Below are 21,776 nucleotides of genomic sequence, written 5' to 3' on the forward strand. Positions count from 1 at the left end.
CGAGTTGTAGTTACATGATCATACTCCGAGTAGGCATTGGCTTATAGTACATTATTGCAGCAAAATGACCAAGGAAAGGGTAACAAAGAATAATCGGGATATGAAGACGGTTTCCTTTTTATATGATTGCGTTTACAATTTAAGCAGATTGAGCTGACAGATCATTTGAGGAAGTGAACGGAATGAAAAAAATGCTGCTGGTTTATATTTTGCTAATCTCGGCATTTGCGTTGTATGTGCTCCGGTTCGAATACTCCAGCCAGGTGAATGGCTCCTGGGAAGACAGGGGATTGCGCGGGGATATTGGTGAAACGTACATGATGATCACATTCCAGTCCGGGCTGGAATATTGGAAGAGTCCTCTGAAAGGCTTCGAGGATGCAGGGGATGCGCTTGGCGTAACCGTGGAGTACCGCGGAGCTACCCGGTACGATGCGAAGGAACAGACAACGGTGATCGAACAGGCCATTGCACGCAAACCGGCGGGAATTGCCATCTCTGCGATCGATCCGCAATCGCTGATTCCCGCAATTAACAAGGCCATCGACGCGGACATTCCTGTCGTATTGTTTGATGCGGATGCACCCGCAAGCCGGGCGTATTCTTTTCTCGGGACCGACAATTACAAGGCGGGTGTAACGGCTGCTGACAAGATGGCCGAGCTGATGGCCCGCGAAGGGGAAGTCGCCGTGCTGACGCTGCCTGGGCAGCAGAATCATGAGGAGCGAGCCAAGGGCTTCCGCGATACGATTGAGCAGCGTTATCCATCCATGAAGGTGGTGGAAGTTGCGGATGGACACGGAGATGCGATGGTATCCAGAGACGAGACGCTTAGACTGATGAAGGCACACCCGAAGCTGGCGGGTATTTTTGTGACCGAGGCGACCGGAGGAGCAGGCGCGGGTGAAGCAGTCCAGAATTCCAAGGATGGACGTTCGCTCAAAATTATATCTTTTGATACAAACAAGGCCACGCTGGATATGATCAAGGGCGGCACGATTTCGGCTACAATTGCGCAGGGAACCTGGAATATGGGGTACTGGTCGCTTCAATATTTATTCCATCTGCATCATCAGCTAACCGTACCTGCCCCATCCACTTCCGGTGAGAATGCACCGCTGCCGGTAACGGTGGATACCGGAATCTCTGTGGTGACAAGCGCGAATGTGGATGATTATTATGCCAAATAAACACAATCGGCAGGGGAGCAGCCGGAGCAGGGAAGCGATCCGCAGCAGGATGAAGAAGAGCCTGCACCGTTTGCGCTTGCGTAATATGCCGCTCCGTTATCAGCTGATGCTGCTCTTTTTATTATTTGCAATCGTGCCTTCTGTAGGACTGGGGTTGCTTGTGAATTGGACCGTAGAACGGATTGTGGAACGACAGGTTGAGGGACATACGATGCAGCTTATTGGCAAAGTAAATGAAGCGCTTGACAGCAAGATGGAGAACCTGCAAAACATGACGTACCTGATTGCATTTGATCCCGACATTGTCGCTTTTATGAAAGGAAAAACGGCGTCGGATAACGATACTGGCACGGGCACTACTACATCGGATAAGGAACCAAATGTCACGGAGCAAGATCAGCTGTATGGAATCAAGCAAACCTTGCAGGGCTTCACGACGTTGTATCCTGAGATTGCCGGAATCGTTCTTGCTAATGGGAGCGGTGACTATATCAGCAATGAGATGTACCCCCGCGCGAGGCAAAGCCTGACCCGGGAGGACTGGTACAAGAGGGCTTCGGCGAATCCTGGTATTTTTACGGTGCTGGGTCAGCCAAGGGAGCGCAATATTACGACACATGTACGGTATAAGGATAATGAAATTGTATCGGTTGCGCGCTCCATAACGGATGAAGCGTCAGGTCGTGTACTGGGTGTCATTATGATTGACCTCAAGCTGCGATCTGTCTCTCAGGCAGCCAGAAATGTAACCCTGGGAAAATCGGGCTATGTGATGGTGACGGATGCAGAAGGACGGAGCGTCTATATGCCGGAGCATCCGCTGGTGGAACAGATTCCTGCAGACTGGTTCAAGTCTGGTGACAGCGGGACATTTAACGCCGAAGCGGATGGGAAGGAGCTGTTATTCCTGTATCAATCCTCCACGTTCACGGGGTGGAGAACGGTAGGGGTGTTTCCCGCGCGGGAATCCATAACAGAGGTACGCCAAATTCAGTTTTATGTAGTGAGCTTTGTATTCGTGGTCTGTTTGTTCGGTCTGAGCACCTCCCTGTGGTTTTCGCGCTCCATTGCGCAGCCAATCTTCCGGCTGATGTCTTACATGCGCAGGGCGGAGACGGGAAATCTCATGTCGGGCCGCTGGAGCGACCGTGCGGATGAGATCGGTATGCTGGGCAGAAGTTTTAACCGCATGCTGGCACAGATCCGGCAACTCATATCCCTTAATGAACTAAAGGAGCGGCAGAAGCGGGAGGCGGAGATGCGCAGTTTGCAGGAGCATATTAAACCTCATTTTTTATACAATACGCTGGATACGATCCATTGGATGGCTCGCAAAGAAGGCGCGAATGATGTATCCGAGATGGTGGGTGCCTTATCCCGACTTTTTCGCATTGGTCTCAGCAAAGGGAATGATTTCCTTACGCTGCACGCCGAGCTTGAACATATTACCAGTTATTTACAGATTCAGCAGACACGGTACCGTGATCGTTTGCAGTATGAATTAATTGTTCCCGATGATATACGGGAGTTGTTTGTGCTCAAACTGCTGCTCCAGCCCCTGGTAGAAAACGCGATCTATCATGGGATCAAGGGCAGACGAGGGCCTGGCAAGATTCGGGTGGAGGCCAAAACAGAACAGGGCAAACTGTTGCTATTGATTCAGGACGATGGAGCAGGCATGTCCGGGGAGCGGCTGGCAGAGATGGAGCAGCTCCTAGCATCCCCTATGGAAAGTTTAGAAACGGCATCACTGCCCGGAAAAGCAGGGAAAAGCTACGGAATGTTGAATGTACAGGCCCGTCTTCGCCTGACGTTTGGCGAAGAATACGGTATTGTACTGGACAGCAAGGAAGGAAATGGTACATGCGTGACGATCGTTCACCCGTTACTGCGAGAACTTCCGGCGGTGCAGTTATTGGACAGTAAAGAGAGGGAGGGGAGCGAATGAAACATTTTACAGCATCAACCACATGGACTTCCGCGGAAGGGATGACAGCATCGGCTGCAACAGAAACAGAGCCTTTGGAGAGATATTACCGGGTTCTGATTGCTGATGATGAGCCCATTATTCGGGAGGGCATCCGGGATTCGATCAACTGGACTGCACTGGGCATGGAGGTTGCCGGAGAAGCTGAAGACGGGGAGGAAGCGCTGGAACTGGCTGTAGATCTGTGCGTGGATATCGTATTGGTTGATATGAACATGCCCTTTCTGAACGGGATTGACTTGATACGCGGCCTTCAGGATAATTGCCCCAATTGCCGCTGTCTGATCGTGTCTGGACATGATGAATTTGCTTATGCACAGGAGGCTGTTCGGCTAGGGGTGGAGGATTACATCTTGAAGCCTGTACAATCGGAGCAGCTGTATGCTGCACTTGCACGTCTGCGTCAGCGTATGGATGAAGAGCATAAGCGAACAGCATATGTAAGACAGGCTGCAGATCAGATTGAACGCAATATTCCGCTGCTTCGTCAGCGTTTTTGCCTGGATTGGCTGGAGGGACAAACAGAGGGAAAAGGGCTGATCGAGCAGCTCGCATTTTTGCGTCTGCCATCTGATCCGCCTGTGCAGATTGGAATCGTACGCTGGCCCGCGGCAGAAACACGCCAGACCATTATGCGGGAGAATGATCGTCAATTATTCCTTTTTGCCACGGAAAATATCGTTGCCGAATTACTGGGGGATCTGCCGTATGTACTGTTCCGGGACCCGAATGGACTGATTGGCATCTGTTTATGGCAGGCGGCATCGGAAGATCTGGAGTCTTCAATTGAGCAGACCGTCATTTCATGCCTGAACATCGCTGTCCACGCTCATATGGAGATGCATACCGGTACCGTGGAGGAAGCGCCGAATACGTATCGCGAGTGTCGTGAATTGGTATATGGCGAAGTTCGGCTGTCACCGCTGGTGCGCCGGGCAAGACAGCTTATTCAAGCGGAATATGCGGATCGGAATCTGACACTGGACACGCTTGCATCCCGTCTGCAAGTATCTCCGGTATATTTGAGTCGGGTGCTCAAAAAAGAGTTGGATTCCTTCGTGACACTTGTTACGCATGCTCGTATCCGGAAGGCAGTACAGCTGCTGGATTCTACGGTACTGCCTGTGCACCAAATTGCTGAGCATGTGGGTTACGATACACAGCATTATTTCAGTACCGCATTCAAAAAAACGATGGGCATTTCACCTGCACAGTACCGCAAAAGCGGCGGTTCGAGGATTGTGACGTCATCCAAGGGAGAATAGGCTGGTTGAACAAGAGATATTCATTAAGGGATTTGTTCTGCTGTATCAAGCAGAGCAAGTCCCTTTTTTTGTTGTTAGCTGCTGTCCACATCATTTCTTCTGCACAGCAAGTCTGCCCATCCTCAGTCCCATGTTCCGCTCGTTACAAAAGTTGAAATTTTATAAAAAAGGTTCAAATGCAGCAAAGACCTCCCTTGTTTCGGCATGCTACGATGGATTCAGATAGAAATAACCGCTTACATAAACGCGATACATTGTAGGCGTTATCCTAATGAGTCGTTGAAGTCCACATGATTTGAGGAAAGGGGAAGTTCTTATGAAAAAAGGAGCACTGCTCATCTGGCTTCTGGTGATGACCTTAATGCTATCTGCCTGCAATCTGGCCGAGAGTGGAACAGGCAGTAAGGAAAAAGGGTATGTCGGCATTTCGATGCCTACCAAATCCTCCGAACGCTGGGTTGGGGATGGGGAGAATATGGTCCGCCTCTTTCAGGAGCAGGGGTACAAAACCGATCTGCAGTATGCGGAGGACGTGGTGGAGAATCAGATTTCTCAGATTGAGAACATGATCACCAAGGGTGTAGACGTGATGGTGATTGCTTCTGTGGATGGCAATACGCTGACAGATGTAATCAAGAAAGCGCATGACGAGGGCATACAGGTCATTTCATACGATCGGCTTATCCGAAATACGCCGTATTTAACCTATTATGCGACGTTTGATAATTTCAAGGTGGGAGTGCTGCAGGCATCCTACATCGAGCAAAAGCTGGGGCTTAAGGAAGGGAAAGGACCGTATAACATAGAGTTGTTTGGCGGCTCCCCCGATGACAACAACGCCTATTTCTTCTTTGACGGTGCAATGTCAATCCTCAAGCCATATATCGATTCCGGCAAGCTGGTTGTGCGAAGCAAGCAGACGACGATGGCCCAGATTGCAACGCTGCGCTGGGACGGCGCTCTGGCACAATCGCGTATGGATAATCTGCTCAGTGCCTATTACTCGGGAGACAACCTGGATGCGGTGTTATCCCCTTATGATGGGATCAGTATCGGGATCATTTCATCGTTGAAAGGTATCGGTTACGGCACAGCGAACAAGCCGCTGCCGGTGATTACAGGTCAGGATGCCGAACTGGCTTCGATCAAATCCATTGTGGCCGGAGAACAGACGCAGACCGTATTCAAGGATACCCGCAAGCTGGCGGAGAAGACGGTAGAGATGGCCAATAGCATATTACAAGGGAAATCGGCGGAAGTGAACGACGATAAGTCTTATAACAACGGTATAAAGATCGTTCCGGCCTATTTGCTTGACCCGATTTCCGTGGATCGGACGAACGTAGAGAAGGATATTGTAGGCAGTCAATATTATACCAAGGAAGAAATCGGATTGAACTAGCGATGGAAAGGAGTAGATCTCATGGCTGGAATTATTCTGGAAATGAAGGGCATCACCAAAACCTTCCCCGGTGTAAAAGCGCTGGAAAATGTCAATCTCAAGGTCAGAGAAGGCGAGATTCATGCACTCTGCGGTGAGAATGGAGCAGGGAAATCCACGTTGATGAAAGTACTTAGCGGTGTATATCCACATGGAACATATGAAGGAGAGATTTTATTTCAGGGCAAACCGTGTGAGTTCAAGGATATTAAACAAAGTGAGGATCTGGGTATTGTCATCATCCACCAGGAGCTGGCACTGATTCCCTACCTTTCAATTGCGGAAAATATATATCTGGGTAACGAGCGCGCGAGCAAAGGGATTATCGACTGGAAAGAAACGTTTGTCGGGACACGGGAATTGCTCGCCAAAGTGGGACTGAGCGAAAATCCGAACAGTCTTGTATCCAGCATCGGTGTGGGCAAGCAGCAGCTGGTTGAGATTGCAAAGGCGCTCTCCAAAAAGGTACGACTGCTCATTCTGGATGAGCCCACTGCTGCACTGAACGAGCATGACAGTGAGAATTTGCTTCAGTTGATGCTGGAATTCAAGAAGCAGGGCATCGCCTGTATTCTGATTTCCCACAAGTTGAACGAGGTGTCCAAGGTGTCCGATTCGGTGACGATCTTGCGGGACGGCAAGACCATTGAGACGCTGGATATGAAAAAGGATATGGTGACGGAAGATCGGATTATCAGCGGAATGGTAGGCCGCGATCTGACCAGCCGCTATCCGGAGCGCCATGCGCAAATCGGTGAAGTTATCCTCGAAGTGAAAGACTGGACCGTGTATCACGAACATCATGCTGATCGGAAGGTGCTGGATCAGGTCAACATGAACATCAGACGAGGCGAAATTGTAGGTATTGCCGGTCTGATGGGAGCCGGGCGTACGGAGCTTGCAATGAGCATATTTGGCAAATCTTATGGACGCGGCATTACGGGCCAACTCATCAAGGATGGCAAACCCATTCAGAACAACAGCGTGACAGAGGCGATTCAGAACGGCTTCGCTTATGTAACGGAGGACCGCAAGGAATACGGTCTGATTCTCATGGACGATATCAAGCGGAACATTTCGCTGACGGGTCTGGGCAAGCTGACCAGAAATGCCGTTGTGAACGAACGAGAGGAAGTGCTGGTAGCCGAGGATATGAAAAAAAACATGAATATCAAAGCACCGAGCATTTTGCAGAAAACGGGAAATTTGAGCGGCGGGAACCAGCAGAAGGTAGTGCTGAGCAAGTGGATTTTTGCCGGTCCGGATATTCTCATTCTGGATGAACCAACACGAGGGATCGATGTCGGGGCCAAATTTGAAATCTATACCATTATCCATCGGCTCGCCGCCGAGGGCAAAGGCGTGCTGGTGATTTCTTCCGAACTTCCGGAGGTACTGGGCCTGTGTGACCGGATTTACGTGATGAATGCCGGGCGCATTACAGGGCAAGTCAGCCGGGAAGAAGCATCGCAGGAGACGTTGATGAGATATATGACGAAGTCAGGAGGCGGGAAGCATGGAAATGTTAACTAGACTGTTCAAAAACAATATACGGCAATATGGCATGATTATCGCACTGGTTGTAATTATGCTGTTGTTCGAGGTGCTGACTGGCGGACTGCTGCTCAAGCCGATTAACATTACAAATCTGATTCTGCAAAACAGCTACATTCTGGTGTTGGCCATCGGAATGGTGCTGGTCATCATTACCGGACATATCGATTTGTCAGTAGGTTCGATTGCTGCTTTTGTAGGCGCGGTTGCAGCGATCATGATGGTCGATTGGCAGCTTCCGGCCTGGCTGGCGGTCATTGCGGCTTTGGTGGTCGGCGCGCTGATTGGGGCGTGGCAGGGCTTTTGGATTGCGTATGTGCGGATTCCGGCATTTATCGTAACCCTGGCCGGCATGCTGCTCTTCCGAGGCTTGACAATGATTGTGCTGGAGGGGCAGTCGATCTCTCCTTTTCCAGGCGGGTTTCAGAAAATAAGCTCAGGCTTCCTGCCCGATATTCAATTATCAGGCCTCGGTCTGGTGTCGATCATCGTTGGTCTTGTTCTCACTGTCTGGTATATCGTAAATGAACTTCGGGAGCGCCGTTCCCAGCGTAAATACGGATTCGAGGTTGTATCTCAGGGGCTCTTCCTGCTCAAGCTGCTGGTCGTGACTGCAGTGACGAATCTGTTCACCTTTATGCTTGCGAGCTATGCAGGCATTCCGAATATTCTGATTCTGCTGTTTGTATTGATTGTCGTTTACTCCTTCATCATGAACCGCACCGTAATGGGACGCCATGTATATGCACTTGGAGGCAATGAGAAGGCTGCAGGTCTGTCCGGAGTGAAAACGAAAAAAGTGACGTTCTGGGTATTTGTAAACATGGGCGTGATGGCTGCCATTTCCGGCCTGATTTTCGCAGCAAGACTGAACGCGGCTACCCCAAGAGCCGGTACCAACTTTGAGCTGGATGCTATTGCAGCCTGCTTTATCGGCGGAGCTTCCGCTTCGGGAGGAATCGGGACCGTATTCGGTGCGATCATCGGTGGTTTGGTCATGGGTGTTCTGAACAACGGGATGTCCCTGATCGGTTTGGGGATAGACTGGCAGCAGGGCATCAAGGGTCTGGTACTGTTGCTGGCAGTAGCCTTCGATATCTATAATAAAAACAAAAGAATGACTTAGCATTTGGCAGAATCCTGCTGCAAGCGAACGTCTTGTACAAACTATAGAACAGACCGATCCGCTGGATCTGGTCTGTTTTATGGTTTTCTCGGTATAGGAAAACAGATAATTACATCAATACCCCTAGGAAGCGGGTTGCGATGCCGAAATAGATAAACAGGGACAAGATATCATTCAGCGTGGTGATTAACGGGCCGGAGGCAACAGCTGGATCAACGTTGAAACGGCTGAGCAAGAGTGGAATACAGGTACCCGTAAGTGTACCAATAACGAGGGTGAAAAACAGGGATACACCAATAATGGCGCCGAGCAGCCAGTCACCTTGCCAGAAGTAGGCGATGACGGTAATCATCAAGCCGCATACAAGTCCAATCATTGTGCCTACCTTAATCTCCCGGCCAATTAGCGCGAGCACTGTAGCCTTGTCCAGCTTGCGTCCAATCAGTCCGCGCACAACGACAGCAAGGGATTGTGTACCCGTATTCCCCGTCATACCGGCTATCATGGGCATGAAGAACGCCAGTGCCACAACCTGATTCAGCGTGTCCTCGAAAAAATCCACGATGCTGCCGGAGATCAGTCCGATGAATAACAATAAGATCAGCCAAGGAAGGCGACGTCTGACGGCAACCAGCGGTTTGGTATCAAAATCGATGTCTTTACTGCCGCCACCCATCTTGGCGATGTCTTCACTGGCCTCGTCCATAATAATATCAATGACATCATCCATTTGGATAACACCGCATAATCTGCGGTTTTCATCCACGACAGGCAGAGCCATAAACTCATAACGCTGCAACAGCTGTGCAGCTTCTTCCTGGTCCATATCGACTGTTGCATGGATGACACGCCGGGTCATCAGCTCTTCCACTTTGGTGTTGTCATCTGCCTGAGCAAGGGATTGATAACTCACGACTCCGACCAGTTTGCCTTCACCATCGGTGACATACAGATAACTGGTCGCAGGAATGTGCAGCGTAGCCTGTGATTCTCTCAACGCCTCCTTCGCGGTTTCATGCGATAACAGGGTACGGTATCGATCGGTCATGATTCGTCCCGCCGTCTCCGGTGGATAGTTCAGCACGGAGCGGATGATCGAAGAGTGATCCAGGTTCATCGTAGATAGCAGTTCTTCCCGGCGTTTGAGGGGCAGATCATGCATGAAGCGAATCAGATCACTTTTGTCCATTTGCTGCATGACTTCAAGGGTGCGTTCCGGGCCTAACTGTTCGAACAGATGCACCTGTTCGTGAAGCGTGAGCGCTTCTGCCATGTCGGCGAGAATATCAGGTTTGAATAAGAGCAAGAATCGTTTTGTCTCTTGTTCAGGGAACTTTTTATATACGAGGGAAAGGTCGTAGGGATGCAGTTCTTTGGCCCATTTATAAAATTCGGTCAGGTTTTGGGTTTGCACGAATTGCACAAGGAGCTCCGTAATCTCTTCAACCGAAAAATCTTTTTTGGGATGGGAGCGGTTCATATGTAGTCTCCTTTCTAGATGGGTTCAACTAAAGAATATTTACACTGGCACTCCGATGACAGAACAACCTTCCGATCGCTGTTATCCCCAGATTTCTTTGATTCCTTTATGAAAAGTTATTTCTGTCCTCTCCGTTATTGTGTAAATGTTTGGTTGAACATATTTCAAATGGATTCAACTCCGTATTCTTAAACGGAATGGGATGAAAGTTAAACAGCGACTACGGGAAATGGATATTGTAATCTTGCTAAAACATTCGATATGGGCTTACAAATGGATGCTGCCGGGATATACTTGATGTAGAAAACCCGATGAGGAGGAGACATGTGGAAACGGTTGTAAGAACACAATTGTTATCTCTGGTCGAACCGGAATATCAGAAATTCTCGGCTGCGCTCATTCCGAATATCACCAATCTGTTAGGTGTGAGACTGCCTGAAATACGCAAGATGGCGAAACAAATCGTCAAAGAGGACTGGCGTGCTTATCTGAAAACCGCTGATGATGATTATTTTGAAGAAGTGATGCTGCAAGCGATGGTCATCGGTCATGCCCAAGCAGATATTGAGGAACTTCTGCAGCATATTGCCTGGTTTGTTCCCAAAATAGATAACTGGTCGGTATGCGACAGCTTTTGCGGCGGTTTGAAATATACCAAGGCTCATCAGGATGAGGTGTGGCAATTCTTGCAGCCTTATCTGGTATCCAACCAGGAGTATGATATTCGCTTCGGGGTTGTGATGCTGTTGAACTTTTATATGGAAGAACAATATATCAGCAAAGTGCTGGCTGCATTAGATACCATTCATCACGAAGGTTACTATGTGAAAATGGCAGTAGCCTGGGCGATTTCCATCGCTTATGTGAAACAGCCTGAAGCCACGCTGCGTTATTTGCAGGACAATACCTTGGACGACTTTACGTATAATAAGGCTCTTCAGAAAATAACGGAGTCCTATCGTGTTGATCCGGAGACGAAGCAGATCATCCGCAGCATGAAACGGAAAGCGATAAAACCGGTTCGTGTGTAGTATGTGTGCATAACGAGAAAAGAAACCAGATATAAACTTACGAGGGGAAGGACGATAGACGTATGAGAAAGAGCATCATGTGGACCAAAATGGAACTGGACGGTCGTCCGTGGGTATTGCTTGCCACCGAAAAAGGGTTATGCCGGGTCATTATGCCCAATGAAACGCTGGAAGATTGGAGCAGTTGGATTGGCAGAATTGCTCCTGGAGTGGCGCTCGAAGAGAACGAAGCAGCGTTGAAGCAGACAGGCATGACGGATTGGCTGCAAGCCTACTTTGCCGGAGACAAAGTGGCTTTCACAGACGAAATTCCTCTTGATTTGATCGGAACGCAGTTCCAACAGCAGGTGTGGACCGAACTTGGAAATGTTCCTTATGGTGAGACAAGAACCTATGGCGACATTGCTACGGCGGTGGGAAGACCTTCAGCGGTGCGAGCTGTTGGGGCCGCCAATGGCTCCAATCCCATTCCGGTACTGCTTCCGTGTCACCGCATCATCGGTGCCAACCGCAAGCTGACCGGTTTTCGCGGAGGACTGGAGATGAAGCGCAGACTGCTAAATATTGAACAAATCGAAGGCGTGACCGATGGCGGGCATGCGCGGTTTAATTTCTGATCAATTATATTTTCATATAAAAAAGAAGCAGGGAACTATAGCTAAGTGCTTCAATTGGTTCTAAATATGTACAGGCACTCCTAGTGCCTGTTTTTTCCATTCTCTACTGTTAGGAGAATGGAAGATGAACGCAAATATCGCGGTAGTTTTTCTTTTCTTTCTGAGTAATGATGCTAACGAATCTCCTACACCTTATTGTGAGTAATAGTGTGATATGCAAAAGCTAACGAATCTCAGCCGTCTTATTCCAGTAAAAAACCTGCAGCTTGATGCGCAAAGACTCACAAAGCAAGGCAATAAGGCGTCTATGGTTCATTACGATGCTTGATCCGTGGAATTTCGCTAAATAGGGTGTGGTCGATTCGTTAATCTAATAACGATTGTCTGAGAGATGTCACTGTCACTTGTTCAAACGATCATAAGATGTTCGCATATACCACATTTTGGGTTATGATGAACGTGGATTACTAGGATGGTTTAGTCACAGTTCGTTTTATGAAATCGATGATCAGTGGACCAGGGACTGCTCAGGCATACCACCAAGGAGAGGGAAATTGAAGCGAAGAAATGAACCATAATAAAAATACAATTTATTTAAAAATGAGTAGTTTATTAATCGTTGCTACCATAGGTTGTCTACTTGTTGCTATCTACTTGCGTACCAAAACAAACACGAACATGTATCAATTTTTAACATGGGACATTTTCTTAGCATGGGTTCCATTCATCATTTCATCAATGATTAGTTATGTATGCAATATGAAACTTACAAAAATGAGTATCGCATTGGTCGGGGTGATGTGTGCAGGATGGTTGTTCTTTCTACCGAATTCGGCATATCTTTTCACAGAAATCCTGCATGCATTCAGATACTTTGATTCTCAAGGGGAACCTAAATTCTGGTTTAATATTGATTTTTGGTATAGTCTCACCCTAACGTTTGTCGTAGCTATACTGGGTTTAGTTCTCTCCATTTGCTCGATTCATCAAATCCACGGATTGTTAAAAAAACGATTAAGGCAATTTAGCAGCATGGTGGTTGTAGGCGTTATTTTACTCCTGAGCAGTCTAGGGGTATACATCGGGCGATTTAATCGATGGAATAGTTGGGATGTCCTGAAGCAGCCTGGCCTAATTTTGAAGGATATCATGACTGATTTAAGTGCAGGCAACAGCATTCTGGTTGAATTCGTGGCTATGGTATTTGTGATTCAAGTTTTTGGATATATTACACTTCGTATACTAATGGGGAAGTCCAATAATATCTAGACGATAATCGTATGGAACACCAACGTTTTAACTATTTTTGCTGAATGAAGTCCTATGGTACCATTGACCACAGATGAATCGGTACTCGTTGCAAGATAGACCGAGTGGAAAGAGGGAATGACCATGTTGAAGCAGGAATATTGGTTAACCAACGTATCATTGGAGCAAAGTTATTTAATGGAAGACGGGCAGGTAACGGGCACCCGGACGAGCCTTGGTCATCTGCGGATTGAAGATGGAGTCATTGCAGCTATTGTGGATGGGGATACGGCATTGACAAGCGAGTTGCCACAGGTTGATGGTAAAAGACTGCTGCTGCTGCCTTCGTTCGAGGAAGCCCACATTCATTTGGATAAAACGTATTATGATGCACCATGGAAAGCGGTGCGACGCATCTCCAGCATTTTCGAACGTATCGAAGAAGAGAAAGTATTGCTGCCCAAGCTATTACCCGATGCGAAGCGTCAGGCGGAGAGCATTCTGAGCCTGATTCAGGGGTATGGGTCTACCCATGTGCGCAGTCATTGCAATATTGAACCGGTCAGCGGGTTGAAACGGCTGGAAGCGACAAAGCAGGCATTGGAGACCTTTTCGGGCAAAATATCCTCTGAAATCGTCGCTTTCCCGCAGCATGGACTTCTCCGCTCTAATTCGGTTGAACTCATGCGTCAAGCCATGGCGGAAGGGGCCACTCATGTAGGTGGACTTGATCCTCACACCGTGGACGAACATATCGAGAAATCGCTTAACGCAATGGTTGAACTGGCTGTTCAGTATCAGGCAGGTATCGATATTCATTTGCATGATTCTGGAGAACCGGGTAAACAAACGCTGCTGCAATTGGCTGATCTGACCGAAGAAGCAGGACTTCAGGGTAAAGTTACTGTAAGTCACGCGTTCTGGTTCGCCCGTGCGGAGCAGCAAGAAGCGGAAGATATGGCCAAGCGAATGGCCTCCCTTGGTATGAGCATTGCTTCGACCGTGCCTATCGGTAAAATGATGATGCCACTTCCGATGCTTCATAAACATGGGGTGAATGTGAAAATGGCGACAGACAGTTTGACAGATCACTGGTCTCCGTTTGGCAATGGAGATCAACTGGAGAAAGCGGGCCGATTCGCCGAACTGTACGGGTATAACGATGAACTGTCCTTGTCTCAATCGCTTGCATTTGTCACAAGTGGTATCACCCCACTGGATTCAGAGGGACAACAGGTATGGCCGAAGATAGGGGACACAGCTAGTTTTGTACTGGTAGAAGCCAGCTGCTCGGCAGAGGCGGTTGCCAGAAGGTCTGCGCGACAAGGGGTATGGTTTGAAGGAAGACTGGTAAGTGGGTCGGTAGAATAGAGTATACTGGAATGGATGGACCACGGGAAACCGTGGTTTTTTGTTCTAGATCTTTAAGGTAAGAGTCTTTAATGCAGGTGAGAAAAGAGGAAGGAACTGTTCGCATATACCACTTTTTGGGTTATGATGGACGTAGTCATCATTTGAGCGCAAGGAGAGATTGATGTGTCAGCAGAGCAAGTGAATCTACAACTTATAACCCCAGAAAACGAATTAGAGTGTATCCAGCTGAAACCGCGTGAAGACCAACTAAATTTGGTAGCGAGCAATGCAGATTCCTTAATTCATTCGACGAAGGAGATCACGTCAAAGCCATATGGAATTTTTGCAGAGGACCGCATGGTAGGTTTTATTTTATTTGATAATGAGATATATAATGACGGTTATTATTGGATACTTCGATTCATGATTGATGAGAAATACCAGGGGAAAGGATACGCCAAACTGGCAATCAAAGAAGTGATTCATAAGTTAAAAGAGAGAACCGATTGCAAGCAAATCAGGGTATCTCATGTACCGCACAACATGGTGGCAAACGCTTTATATAAGAAATCCGGATTTGAGGAGACAGGTGAATTCGAGGATAATGGTGACATCATATTAAGTTACTATTTAAGTTGAGGAGTGGAACCTGATGATCAGAGAGGCCGAAGCAAGGGATGTCGAATGTATTGAAAGGTTGTACAAAGAATTATTGCCGAACAACCTGAATACGAAGGTACTGGCAGAGCGGATTGAAGAAGTAAGGAACAATCCCAACAGTTTCTTATTTGTTTACGAAGTTGGTGATCAGGTTATCGGGACGGCGCATTTACATATTTGTCTGGATGCCTTGGTGGAAAATAGACCGTTTGGCGTGGTTGAGCGGGTTATCATTACGAAGCATGTACAGAGTAAGGGATATGGATCTGAACTTATGAAGTATATAGAGAATGTATGCATACAGAAAAATTGTGTAAAGGTGTTTCTCACCAGCGGTTCATCCAGGAAAGAGGCACATGGCTTCTACACGAAATTAAAATACGACGGGGAATCCAGCAAGGCTTTTAAGAAATATTTATAAAACGAGTTCAAGGTTGATTGTATATTCGTATCCATATTTTACTGAATTGATGGAGGATATATAGATGAAAGACATGAACTATTATGAAACCTTTATTGCAGTAGCAGAAGATTGTCCTGTTAAAGTGGCAGAGATCCCCAAAACCAAAAATGGCGCCAAAACCGTTCCCGTTATACAGTATGAAATGATAACAAACCACCCTTATCAATATACGCAAGAGGATGTTATGTTTGAAGTATTTGCGCAGCGCAATGATATTCCCGATGAACAAAGATCCATAGAGAGAACCAAGTTTTTCTCCAAGGGACAACCCTGTCTTCGTACTTCTTCGTTGGGTAAACGTTACGGTTGGGGCATTCATCATAATTCACAAGGAAAAGTGGCGATCTACGCTGTTGAATCCAAAGAATATAAAGACTTCCTAAATGATAGCAGTTTAAAACATGTAAAGGCGATGCGTTCAAGCCGTCAATAGCGTTATAATTTAACAACCAATGCTTAGCAGTCATAGGGCTATATTGAAGGGATTTCAAGACAACCGTTACAGGCAGGAGGCAAGAGATGCACGCGTTAACCAAAGAAACAACAGATACATTTTTGGAAGCGATGGATACGTACAAAAGAATTGCACTAGAACTGATCGATAAATTGATCTCGGAAACCAGCCAGGCTGAAAAGGAAGAGATTATCGATGGAGCGTACTACCTGCTTTCCAATGAGGAAGTCTTGAACGGTGAAGAGCATCTGAGTGGAAATTGGCATTTCGATGTTCATGGAGAGCATTGCATGTTCGAGAATGCGGAAACAGGGCAAACGTTGGAGGTTTCTCTCGGCAGTAAAGATGATGTGGGAAATATGGACCCTTATTTTTTTTATAACTTTTTGAAATCTACTGCACATTTTGAACACCTGATTGCGTATTTTGAAAATCCCTTTGGGGATATGTTGGATTTTTTCGAAAGGTTGGCAGCCCAGAACATGCTTATTCATGTTCATGGGGTTGAATATAGAAAGCTACTTTAACTGTGTTAAGAAGTATCCCGTTCATTCAAATGGGGTATATATTTCGAAGAGATGAACGGGATTATTCTGTACTACATAAAGAAAGATTAACGTTGTACGCGTATGACAATATCCTGATCATGATTACCGAACCCAGAACCATAGAGTGTCAATCCCCCGACATTAGATCCCTCCTCGTCAACTGTGAAACGAAGTGTCCAGAATGGTTCCTCCAGTTTGAGATCCTCGATCGTCACGTCCGACATCCGCTCTCCATCCATATACGTACCCGAGTCATCAACACGAATTGTCTTCAATAATCCATATTGATTTACATTGCGATGCCACCATGTCGGCGTATATTTGCCACGAGCAGCTCGTCCGAAGTCAGCGGGGCTTGTCCAGGTTCCAAGCGAAATACCGTTAAACGTAAATCGGATATCTGATGGCCAATGATCTCGTAAACCCGGGGCCTCAGAAGCCATCTCCACTGAGATTTCAATGGCGTTAGCAGTTTGATCGGGAAGCATATAGTTAGGCGTTTTATATTCGACATACCCCCTTCCAAACCAGAGGATGGCAGCGTGCACCCGCTCAGGATCAAGAAAGTAGCGTGGGTCGTCCCAAACTCCGATTTCCTTCTCATGCGTTCCAAGACCGCAGGTAGGATGGACTTCAAATGCAGTATAGTGACCCACTGAAATCGTCTGTTCTCTAATCCTTGCTGTCTGATTGGCGGATGGCAGCTCAATCTCGATGTTATTTTGTTTGAGGAAACACAATTTGTGCGTGCCTCCATTCAGGCGTATCCTGCGGCTATCGATCAGTCCGGCTTGCTCAAGCTTACGTATGTGCATCGTGACGATGGAGGGGCTAAGTTCTAACGCAGCCGCAATATCCTTAACATTCATTTCACTATCTGCAATCAAATCCATGATTCTCCATCTAACCTCGCTTGCCAGTGCTTCGTATAACGGTATAAATTTTGGATCTCCGTTCGCTTTGATCATCCTTAACAATCTCCTAACCAGGTCTATTGAAATCATATATATATTAATTTAATGAATTTAACTGGACTCTTCAACTCTAATGCATTGAAAGTATGATTGCGATAGTGTTTAATTTTTTTATCTGCTCTTATGAAGTTGGATTCTTAAATATGTGAATTATAGAAAAAGAGGTGGCTCAAATGAAATTCAATAATCCGGTCATAAAAGGGTTCTATCCAGATCCAAGCATTTGCAAGGTGGATGACATTTATTATCTGGTGTGCAGTTCATTTCAGTATTTTCCGGGTGTCCCGATTTTTGAGAGCAAAGATTTGGTGAATTGGACGCAAATCGGTCATTGTTTAACCCGAAAAAGCCAGGTTCAACTGGAGACGGTGAGCAGCTCAGGTGGCGTCTTTGCCCCTACAATACGATACAATAACGGGCGATTCTATATGACCACGACCAACGATACTACGCGTCAGAATTTCTATATATGGACTGACGATATACACGGAGAGTGGTCAGAACCGATTATTGTGAATCAAGGAGGAATCGACCCGGATTTGTATTTTGAGGACGGTAAGGCCTTCTTTATGAGCAATGGGACCGACGATGAAGGCATTGGTGGAATCATCCAGTGTGAAATTGACATTGAAACGGGGGACAAAAAGACCCCGAGCCGTTCAATATGGCAAGGTTCAGGCGGCCGTTATCTGGAAAGCCCGCATTTGTATAAAATGAATGGATACTATTACCTCATGGCATCGGAAGGTGGAACCGAATACGGTCATATGGTCACGTATGCCCGGGGAGATTCACCTTCAGGTCCTTTCGAACCCTATGCCAAGAATCCTGTTCTGACCAATCGTAACTTGGGCGGTTATGAACTGCAGGGGGTTGGTCATGGCGACCTGGTTCAAGACCAGGAAGGCAATTGGTGGATTTTCCATTTGGGATTCCGTCAGATTGGACAGTGGCTCACCTATCATCATCTTGGCCGAGAAGTATTTCTTACGCCAGTTACCTTCGATGAGGATGGCTGGTTTACGGCAGGGCATAAAGGTACTACACTTATGAGTTTTGACACTGATCGTATCTCTGACACAGTCATTCAACAAGAGAAAAAAAGCTATACATTTGAGAACACGGATTGGAATCTGGACTGGTGTTATCTTCGTCATCCCAATACAGAAAACTACTTGTTAGAGCAAGGCAAAATAAAGTTGAAAGGAACCGAAGTGACACTGGATGTTCCGGCATCCCCGACATTCATTGGCCTACGCCAAAAAGACTTTGACTCGACCATCTCTGTTGATGTAAGTCTTACGAATGGAGAGGCAGGAATCACCATCTACATGGATGAACAGCATCATTATGACCTGGCAATTCGCAAAGAGCAGAGCGGGTATAAGGTGATTGAGCGTCTGAATATTGGGGATATCAAATCAATCGAAAATGAAGTGGAACTGGGAAATGAGCATCATGCCACATTGGTTATACGGTCAAGTCATGAGCGCTACAGCTTCCTTATTCATGCAGATGGCAAGGAAATCCTTTTAGGTACAGCACAGACGAGATATCTTTCCTCGGAAGTTGCTGGAGGATTTACAGGGGTACTTATTGGTTTGTACGCGAGTGGAGAAGGTTCTGTGGCTGAGTTTTCTAAATTTAAGTGTGATTATATTTGAAAAGGTAAGAGGAGGGACTTTGGTTCCTTCTTTTTTTTGTCAATTCTTGTGATTTCTCAAACAAAAGTGTAGTAGCACGTGTTTATGTATTATATGAAATAAAATAATGAGTTGTATGCTGAGAATCGAATACATAGTACACCATATTCGGATAAACCACCGAGGATGTTTAAGTTGTAATGAGAGGGAGAAGGCAATGAATGATAATACTGCATATTCGTTAGTCGCGGCGAATCAAACTAGCTATGCCAAGTACTTTGCGACGTATAGAAAGAATATCTGGTTTAGACCCAGCTGGGCATCTCTTCAAGAAATGATGCTAGACGCAAGTAATTGTTATTGGATCTATCGAGACAATAAACGAGTGGGCGCGATTTCTTTGACAAGCAGTGAACTTGGATCTTTCTTCATGATTCCTCCGTCTACGTTGACTGTAGATATGGTTAATTTCTTAAAGAATTATGCCATTCCAAATTCAGGGGATCAGTCAAAGGTAGAAGCTTACAATGTTCTGGCTGAACATATTAATGTGTTGAAGTCGGCTGGTTTCGAAGTGTTAGACACTAGAAAGTGTATGATCAGACCTACCGAGAAGCTTGAACATGACCTCCATGCTGATTTTATTTCTATTAAACCCAAATTGGTGCATTTGCCAAGCATTGTTCAAGTCATGAACGAATCATATCGTGGAGGAATGGATGAAGGAAATCTGGATACATATCGGAATGACGTGAGTTATTATTTTGAACATAACCGTCAGGATGAGCTGTTGAATGCATCATCGGTTTTAGTAGATAAAAAGACGAACGAGGTCGTTGGGTTTTGTTTGATTTCGATGTGGGAGGATATGCCTCTTGTGTATGATATATCGGTTAAGCCGGGCTTTAGTAATCAGGGTTTGGGAGGATATATGTTATACAAGGCGATTTCTCATCTGGAAGGTTTCTCTCCAACCATTCGTTTGTTCGTTACTATAGGAAATAAGGCTGACTATTTATATACCAAATTAGGTTTTCTTTCAGGAGAGGAATCATCTCACTTGGTTTATAGAGATCGTGCAGAGAAATGATGATAGAAACTATACTTAATGAAATTGAAGGGAGGCTTCATGGAAGACCAATGGAGAATTGCAACGTATGATGCTGCTTGGAGGCACATGTTCATTGAAACCGGGATGCAATTAAGAGAGGCGTTGGGAGAAAAGGCCGTGCGGATTGACCATGTCGGATCAACTTCTATCGTCGGAATGGATGCCAAGCCGATCATAGATATACAAATTTCCGTATCTAATTATGATGGTTTGCTTAACTACAAGCATGGAATCGAAGCGGTCGGCTTCGTATTCAGAGAAGAAAATCCCGATAAAACCAAGCGATACTTTCGCGAAGTACCCGGATGCAGGAGAACACACGTACACGTAAGAAAAGCAGGGAGTTTCTCTGAGCAGATGAACTTGCTTTTTAGAGATTATTTGAGGGAACATCCAGAGGATCGATTGAAGTATGCTGAAGAGAAGCACAGGCTTATGGCATTATATAAGGACCAGCGGCCAAAATACGTGGAAGGCAAAGGACCGATGGTGTGGAGCATATTAGAGAAAGCTCATATATGGTCCCAAGAAATCGGATGGCAACCGGGAGAATCTGACGCATAGGAACATTCATTGTATATGGGTAACCTTATGGGAGTGGTTAGATGAACATTGGAAGAAAGCTGCTGACGACCGTTCTAACCATCAGTAGTTTTACTTTAATTGCAAGTATAATATCCATGAATGAATCTTACAGCTTTGATTTTTATATTCTTGTTTATCTTGTATATTCGACTCCCCTGATCACATTGATCGGGCTACCGTTATCCCTATTGCTGGATTATCTGTTGAGCAGATTTCGTTTCACAAATTATGTTATTTATCTAAGTTTGAGAATACTGGGTTACGCATGTGCTGGAGTCTTAGGTATGTATATCTATTATTTGCTCATGGACGCTGGAGAAGAAATTTTGAATTTTAAAGATTCATTGATTTTGACCTTATTTGGCGTCTAAGCTGCTATAATATTTGTGTTGATCGATCTGGGATTGGAAAGTTTGTTAAAGGTGAGAAAACGGAAGAAGGAGTCATAACAAGTGCTGATTTAATATTATTTTTCAGGAGGAATATAAGATGCCAACCCACTGTGCACTTCTTGTAATCGATGTTCAGGTAGCCATGTTCGATGAATCAGATCCCGTATATCAGGGGGACTTATTGCTTCAGAGAATACAACACGTCATTTCCAAGGCTCGGCAAAAAGGTCACTCCGTCATCTACATTCAGCACAGTGAAGGAGCAGGGAGTCCCCTTGAGCGTGGAACGGCAGGTTGGGCGATTCATCCGTCCATTGCGCCGATCACTGGTGACCTTGTTATTGAAAAGCAAACCCCGGATTCGTTTCACGAAACAGATCTGAATCTGAAATTGCAAGAAAACGAAGTTAAGGATCTTATTCTGACTGGCATGCAGACGGAGATATGCGTGGATACGACTTGTCGCAGAGCAAGTAGCCTTGGCTATGCATTAACCCTGGTTCGTGATGCTCACAGCACCTGGAATTCCAACATTCTTCAAGCTGATCAGATTATAGAACATCACAATTCGGTTCTGAGCATGTTTGCGAATGTGGTGGATACCGAAAATGTAATGAATGGATGAGATGAATTGACGATGCGATCTGGTTCCTT

The 21,776-nt window shown here is 46.2% G+C and carries 20 protein-coding genes; 18 read left to right on the forward strand and 2 right to left on the reverse strand.

Going from position 1 to position 21,776, the window contains the following annotated elements:
* The first annotated feature begins 182 nt into the window (after window positions 1-182).
* From ACFVQB_RS28580 to mmsB, 6 genes are all read left to right on the forward strand, one after another.
* Complete coding sequence (locus ACFVQB_RS28580; RefSeq protein ID WP_379447275.1) at window positions 183-1,190, forward strand: substrate-binding domain-containing protein; 1,008 nt, start codon at window positions 183-185, stop codon at window positions 1,188-1,190.
* A complete protein-coding gene (locus tag ACFVQB_RS28585; protein WP_379447623.1) occupies window positions 1,171-3,138 on the forward strand; it encodes a cache domain-containing sensor histidine kinase in 1,968 nt (655 codons plus the stop codon). Before ACFVQB_RS28580 ends, ACFVQB_RS28585 begins: the two co-directional genes overlap by 20 nt.
* A 41-nt stretch (window positions 3,139-3,179) precedes the next feature.
* Complete coding sequence (locus tag ACFVQB_RS28590; RefSeq protein ID WP_379447626.1) at window positions 3,180-4,442, forward strand: response regulator transcription factor; 1,263 nt, start codon at window positions 3,180-3,182, stop codon at window positions 4,440-4,442.
* Between the two features lie 316 nt (window positions 4,443-4,758).
* Window positions 4,759-5,844, forward strand: coding sequence for a multiple monosaccharide ABC transporter substrate-binding protein (gene chvE, locus ACFVQB_RS28595; protein WP_379447278.1), 1,086 nt, complete (start codon window positions 4,759-4,761; stop codon window positions 5,842-5,844).
* A gap of 21 nt (window positions 5,845-5,865) precedes the next feature.
* Window positions 5,866-7,416: a multiple monosaccharide ABC transporter ATP-binding protein gene (mmsA, locus tag ACFVQB_RS28600; protein ID WP_379447281.1), complete on the forward strand. Its 1,551-nt coding sequence runs from the start codon at window positions 5,866-5,868 to the stop codon at window positions 7,414-7,416.
* A complete protein-coding gene (gene mmsB, locus ACFVQB_RS28605) occupies window positions 7,400-8,563 on the forward strand; it encodes a multiple monosaccharide ABC transporter permease (protein WP_379447283.1) in 1,164 nt (387 codons plus the stop codon). The genes mmsA and mmsB overlap by 17 nt, the downstream gene beginning before the upstream one ends.
* Before the next feature lie 109 nt (window positions 8,564-8,672).
* Here the strand turns inward: mmsB and mgtE are convergent, their stop codons facing one another.
* Window positions 8,673-10,043 carry a magnesium transporter gene (gene mgtE / locus ACFVQB_RS28610; protein ID WP_379447289.1) on the reverse strand — a complete coding sequence of 457 codons (1,371 nt, stop codon included), beginning with the start codon at window positions 10,041-10,043 and terminating at the stop codon, window positions 8,673-8,675.
* A 326-nt stretch (window positions 10,044-10,369) separates the two neighbouring features.
* Between mgtE and ACFVQB_RS28615 the strand changes: the two genes are divergently transcribed.
* The 8 genes from ACFVQB_RS28615 to ACFVQB_RS28650 all read left to right on the forward strand — a co-directional run bounded on the left by ACFVQB_RS28615 (window position 10,370) and on the right by ACFVQB_RS28650 (window position 16,396).
* Window positions 10,370-11,074, forward strand: a complete 705-nt coding sequence (locus ACFVQB_RS28615) for a DNA alkylation repair protein (protein ID WP_379447291.1) — start codon at window positions 10,370-10,372, stop codon at window positions 11,072-11,074.
* Window positions 11,075-11,136: 62 nt separating this feature from the next.
* On the forward strand, window positions 11,137-11,691 hold the full coding sequence (locus tag ACFVQB_RS28620; protein WP_379447294.1) for a methylated-DNA--[protein]-cysteine S-methyltransferase: 555 nt from the start codon (window positions 11,137-11,139) through the stop codon (window positions 11,689-11,691).
* A 678-nt stretch (window positions 11,692-12,369) separates the two neighbouring features.
* Complete coding sequence (locus ACFVQB_RS28625; RefSeq protein WP_379447629.1) at window positions 12,370-12,960, forward strand: DUF1361 domain-containing protein; 591 nt, start codon at window positions 12,370-12,372, stop codon at window positions 12,958-12,960.
* A 123-nt stretch (window positions 12,961-13,083) separates the two neighbouring features.
* The gene (locus tag ACFVQB_RS28630; RefSeq protein ID WP_379447298.1) at window positions 13,084-14,310 is read left to right on the forward strand and encodes an amidohydrolase; all 1,227 of its coding nucleotides are present in this window, start codon (window positions 13,084-13,086) and stop codon (window positions 14,308-14,310) included.
* Window positions 14,311-14,475: 165 nt separating this feature from the next.
* The gene (locus tag ACFVQB_RS28635) at window positions 14,476-14,931 is read left to right on the forward strand and encodes a GNAT family N-acetyltransferase (protein WP_379447301.1); all 456 of its coding nucleotides are present in this window, start codon (window positions 14,476-14,478) and stop codon (window positions 14,929-14,931) included.
* A gap of 13 nt (window positions 14,932-14,944) precedes the next feature.
* Entirely contained in the window at window positions 14,945-15,373 is a 429-nt protein-coding gene (locus ACFVQB_RS28640) for a GNAT family N-acetyltransferase (RefSeq protein WP_379447320.1), read from the forward strand.
* Window positions 15,374-15,437: 64 nt separating this feature from the next.
* Window positions 15,438-15,848 carry a DUF6157 family protein gene (locus ACFVQB_RS28645; RefSeq protein WP_379447323.1) on the forward strand — a complete coding sequence of 137 codons (411 nt, stop codon included), beginning with the start codon at window positions 15,438-15,440 and terminating at the stop codon, window positions 15,846-15,848.
* Window positions 15,849-15,934: 86 nt separating this feature from the next.
* Entirely contained in the window at window positions 15,935-16,396 is a 462-nt protein-coding gene (locus tag ACFVQB_RS28650) for a DUF6896 domain-containing protein (protein ID WP_379447326.1), read from the forward strand.
* An 86-nt stretch (window positions 16,397-16,482) separates the two neighbouring features.
* Here ACFVQB_RS28650 and ACFVQB_RS28655 read toward each other — a convergent pair whose 3' ends face one another.
* On the reverse strand, window positions 16,483-17,385 hold the full coding sequence (locus ACFVQB_RS28655) for an ArsR/SmtB family transcription factor (protein WP_379447329.1): 903 nt from the start codon (window positions 17,383-17,385) through the stop codon (window positions 16,483-16,485).
* A gap of 179 nt (window positions 17,386-17,564) precedes the next feature.
* On the opposite strand from ACFVQB_RS28655, the gene ACFVQB_RS28660 reads away from it, so the two are divergent.
* From ACFVQB_RS28660 to ACFVQB_RS28675, 4 genes are all read left to right on the forward strand, one after another.
* Window positions 17,565-19,055 carry a glycoside hydrolase family 43 protein gene (locus ACFVQB_RS28660; protein ID WP_379447331.1) on the forward strand — a complete coding sequence of 497 codons (1,491 nt, stop codon included), beginning with the start codon at window positions 17,565-17,567 and terminating at the stop codon, window positions 19,053-19,055.
* A gap of 196 nt (window positions 19,056-19,251) precedes the next feature.
* On the forward strand, window positions 19,252-20,124 hold the full coding sequence (locus ACFVQB_RS28665; RefSeq protein ID WP_379447334.1) for a GNAT family N-acetyltransferase: 873 nt from the start codon (window positions 19,252-19,254) through the stop codon (window positions 20,122-20,124).
* Between the two features lie 39 nt (window positions 20,125-20,163).
* On the forward strand, window positions 20,164-20,709 hold the full coding sequence (locus ACFVQB_RS28670; protein WP_379447337.1) for a GrpB family protein: 546 nt from the start codon (window positions 20,164-20,166) through the stop codon (window positions 20,707-20,709).
* 510 nt (window positions 20,710-21,219) lie between these two features.
* The gene (locus tag ACFVQB_RS28675; protein ID WP_379447339.1) at window positions 21,220-21,747 is read left to right on the forward strand and encodes a cysteine hydrolase family protein; all 528 of its coding nucleotides are present in this window, start codon (window positions 21,220-21,222) and stop codon (window positions 21,745-21,747) included.
* Window positions 21,748-21,776 lie beyond the last annotated feature (29 nt).

The sequence above is a fragment of the Paenibacillus sp. NPDC057886 genome, assembly GCF_042796655.1.
Classification (GTDB): domain Bacteria; phylum Bacillota; class Bacilli; order Paenibacillales; family Paenibacillaceae; genus Paenibacillus.

Excerpts from the sequence above, each read along its gene's own strand:
- ACFVQB_RS28580 (WP_379447275.1), top strand. The coding sequence starts at position 183 with ATGAAAAAAATGCTGCTGGTTTATATTTTGCTAATCTCGGCATTTGCG.
- ACFVQB_RS28630 (WP_379447298.1), top strand. The coding sequence starts at position 13,084 with ATGTTGAAGCAGGAATATTGGTTAACCAACGTATCATTGGAGCAAAGT.
- ACFVQB_RS28655 (WP_379447329.1), bottom strand. The coding sequence starts at position 17,385 with ATGATCAAAGCGAACGGAGATCCAAAATTTATACCGTTATACGAAGCA.
- ACFVQB_RS28640 (WP_379447320.1), top strand. The coding sequence starts at position 14,945 with ATGATCAGAGAGGCCGAAGCAAGGGATGTCGAATGTATTGAAAGGTTG.
- ACFVQB_RS28620 (WP_379447294.1), top strand. The coding sequence starts at position 11,137 with ATGAGAAAGAGCATCATGTGGACCAAAATGGAACTGGACGGTCGTCCG.
- ACFVQB_RS28585 (WP_379447623.1), top strand. The coding sequence starts at position 1,171 with ATGATTATTATGCCAAATAAACACAATCGGCAGGGGAGCAGCCGGAGC.
- chvE (WP_379447278.1), top strand. The coding sequence starts at position 4,759 with ATGAAAAAAGGAGCACTGCTCATCTGGCTTCTGGTGATGACCTTAATG.
- mgtE (WP_379447289.1), bottom strand. The coding sequence starts at position 10,043 with ATGAACCGCTCCCATCCCAAAAAAGATTTTTCGGTTGAAGAGATTACG.
- ACFVQB_RS28645 (WP_379447323.1), top strand. The coding sequence starts at position 15,438 with ATGAAAGACATGAACTATTATGAAACCTTTATTGCAGTAGCAGAAGAT.
- ACFVQB_RS28665 (WP_379447334.1), top strand. The coding sequence starts at position 19,252 with ATGAATGATAATACTGCATATTCGTTAGTCGCGGCGAATCAAACTAGC.
- ACFVQB_RS28590 (WP_379447626.1), top strand. The coding sequence starts at position 3,180 with ATGACAGCATCGGCTGCAACAGAAACAGAGCCTTTGGAGAGATATTAC.
- ACFVQB_RS28675 (WP_379447339.1), top strand. The coding sequence starts at position 21,220 with ATGCCAACCCACTGTGCACTTCTTGTAATCGATGTTCAGGTAGCCATG.
- ACFVQB_RS28660 (WP_379447331.1), top strand. The coding sequence starts at position 17,565 with ATGAAATTCAATAATCCGGTCATAAAAGGGTTCTATCCAGATCCAAGC.
- mmsA (WP_379447281.1), top strand. The coding sequence starts at position 5,866 with ATGGCTGGAATTATTCTGGAAATGAAGGGCATCACCAAAACCTTCCCC.
- ACFVQB_RS28670 (WP_379447337.1), top strand. The coding sequence starts at position 20,164 with ATGGAAGACCAATGGAGAATTGCAACGTATGATGCTGCTTGGAGGCAC.
- ACFVQB_RS28625 (WP_379447629.1), top strand. The coding sequence starts at position 12,370 with ATGTATCAATTTTTAACATGGGACATTTTCTTAGCATGGGTTCCATTC.
- mmsB (WP_379447283.1), top strand. The coding sequence starts at position 7,400 with ATGGAAATGTTAACTAGACTGTTCAAAAACAATATACGGCAATATGGC.
- ACFVQB_RS28650 (WP_379447326.1), top strand. The coding sequence starts at position 15,935 with ATGCACGCGTTAACCAAAGAAACAACAGATACATTTTTGGAAGCGATG.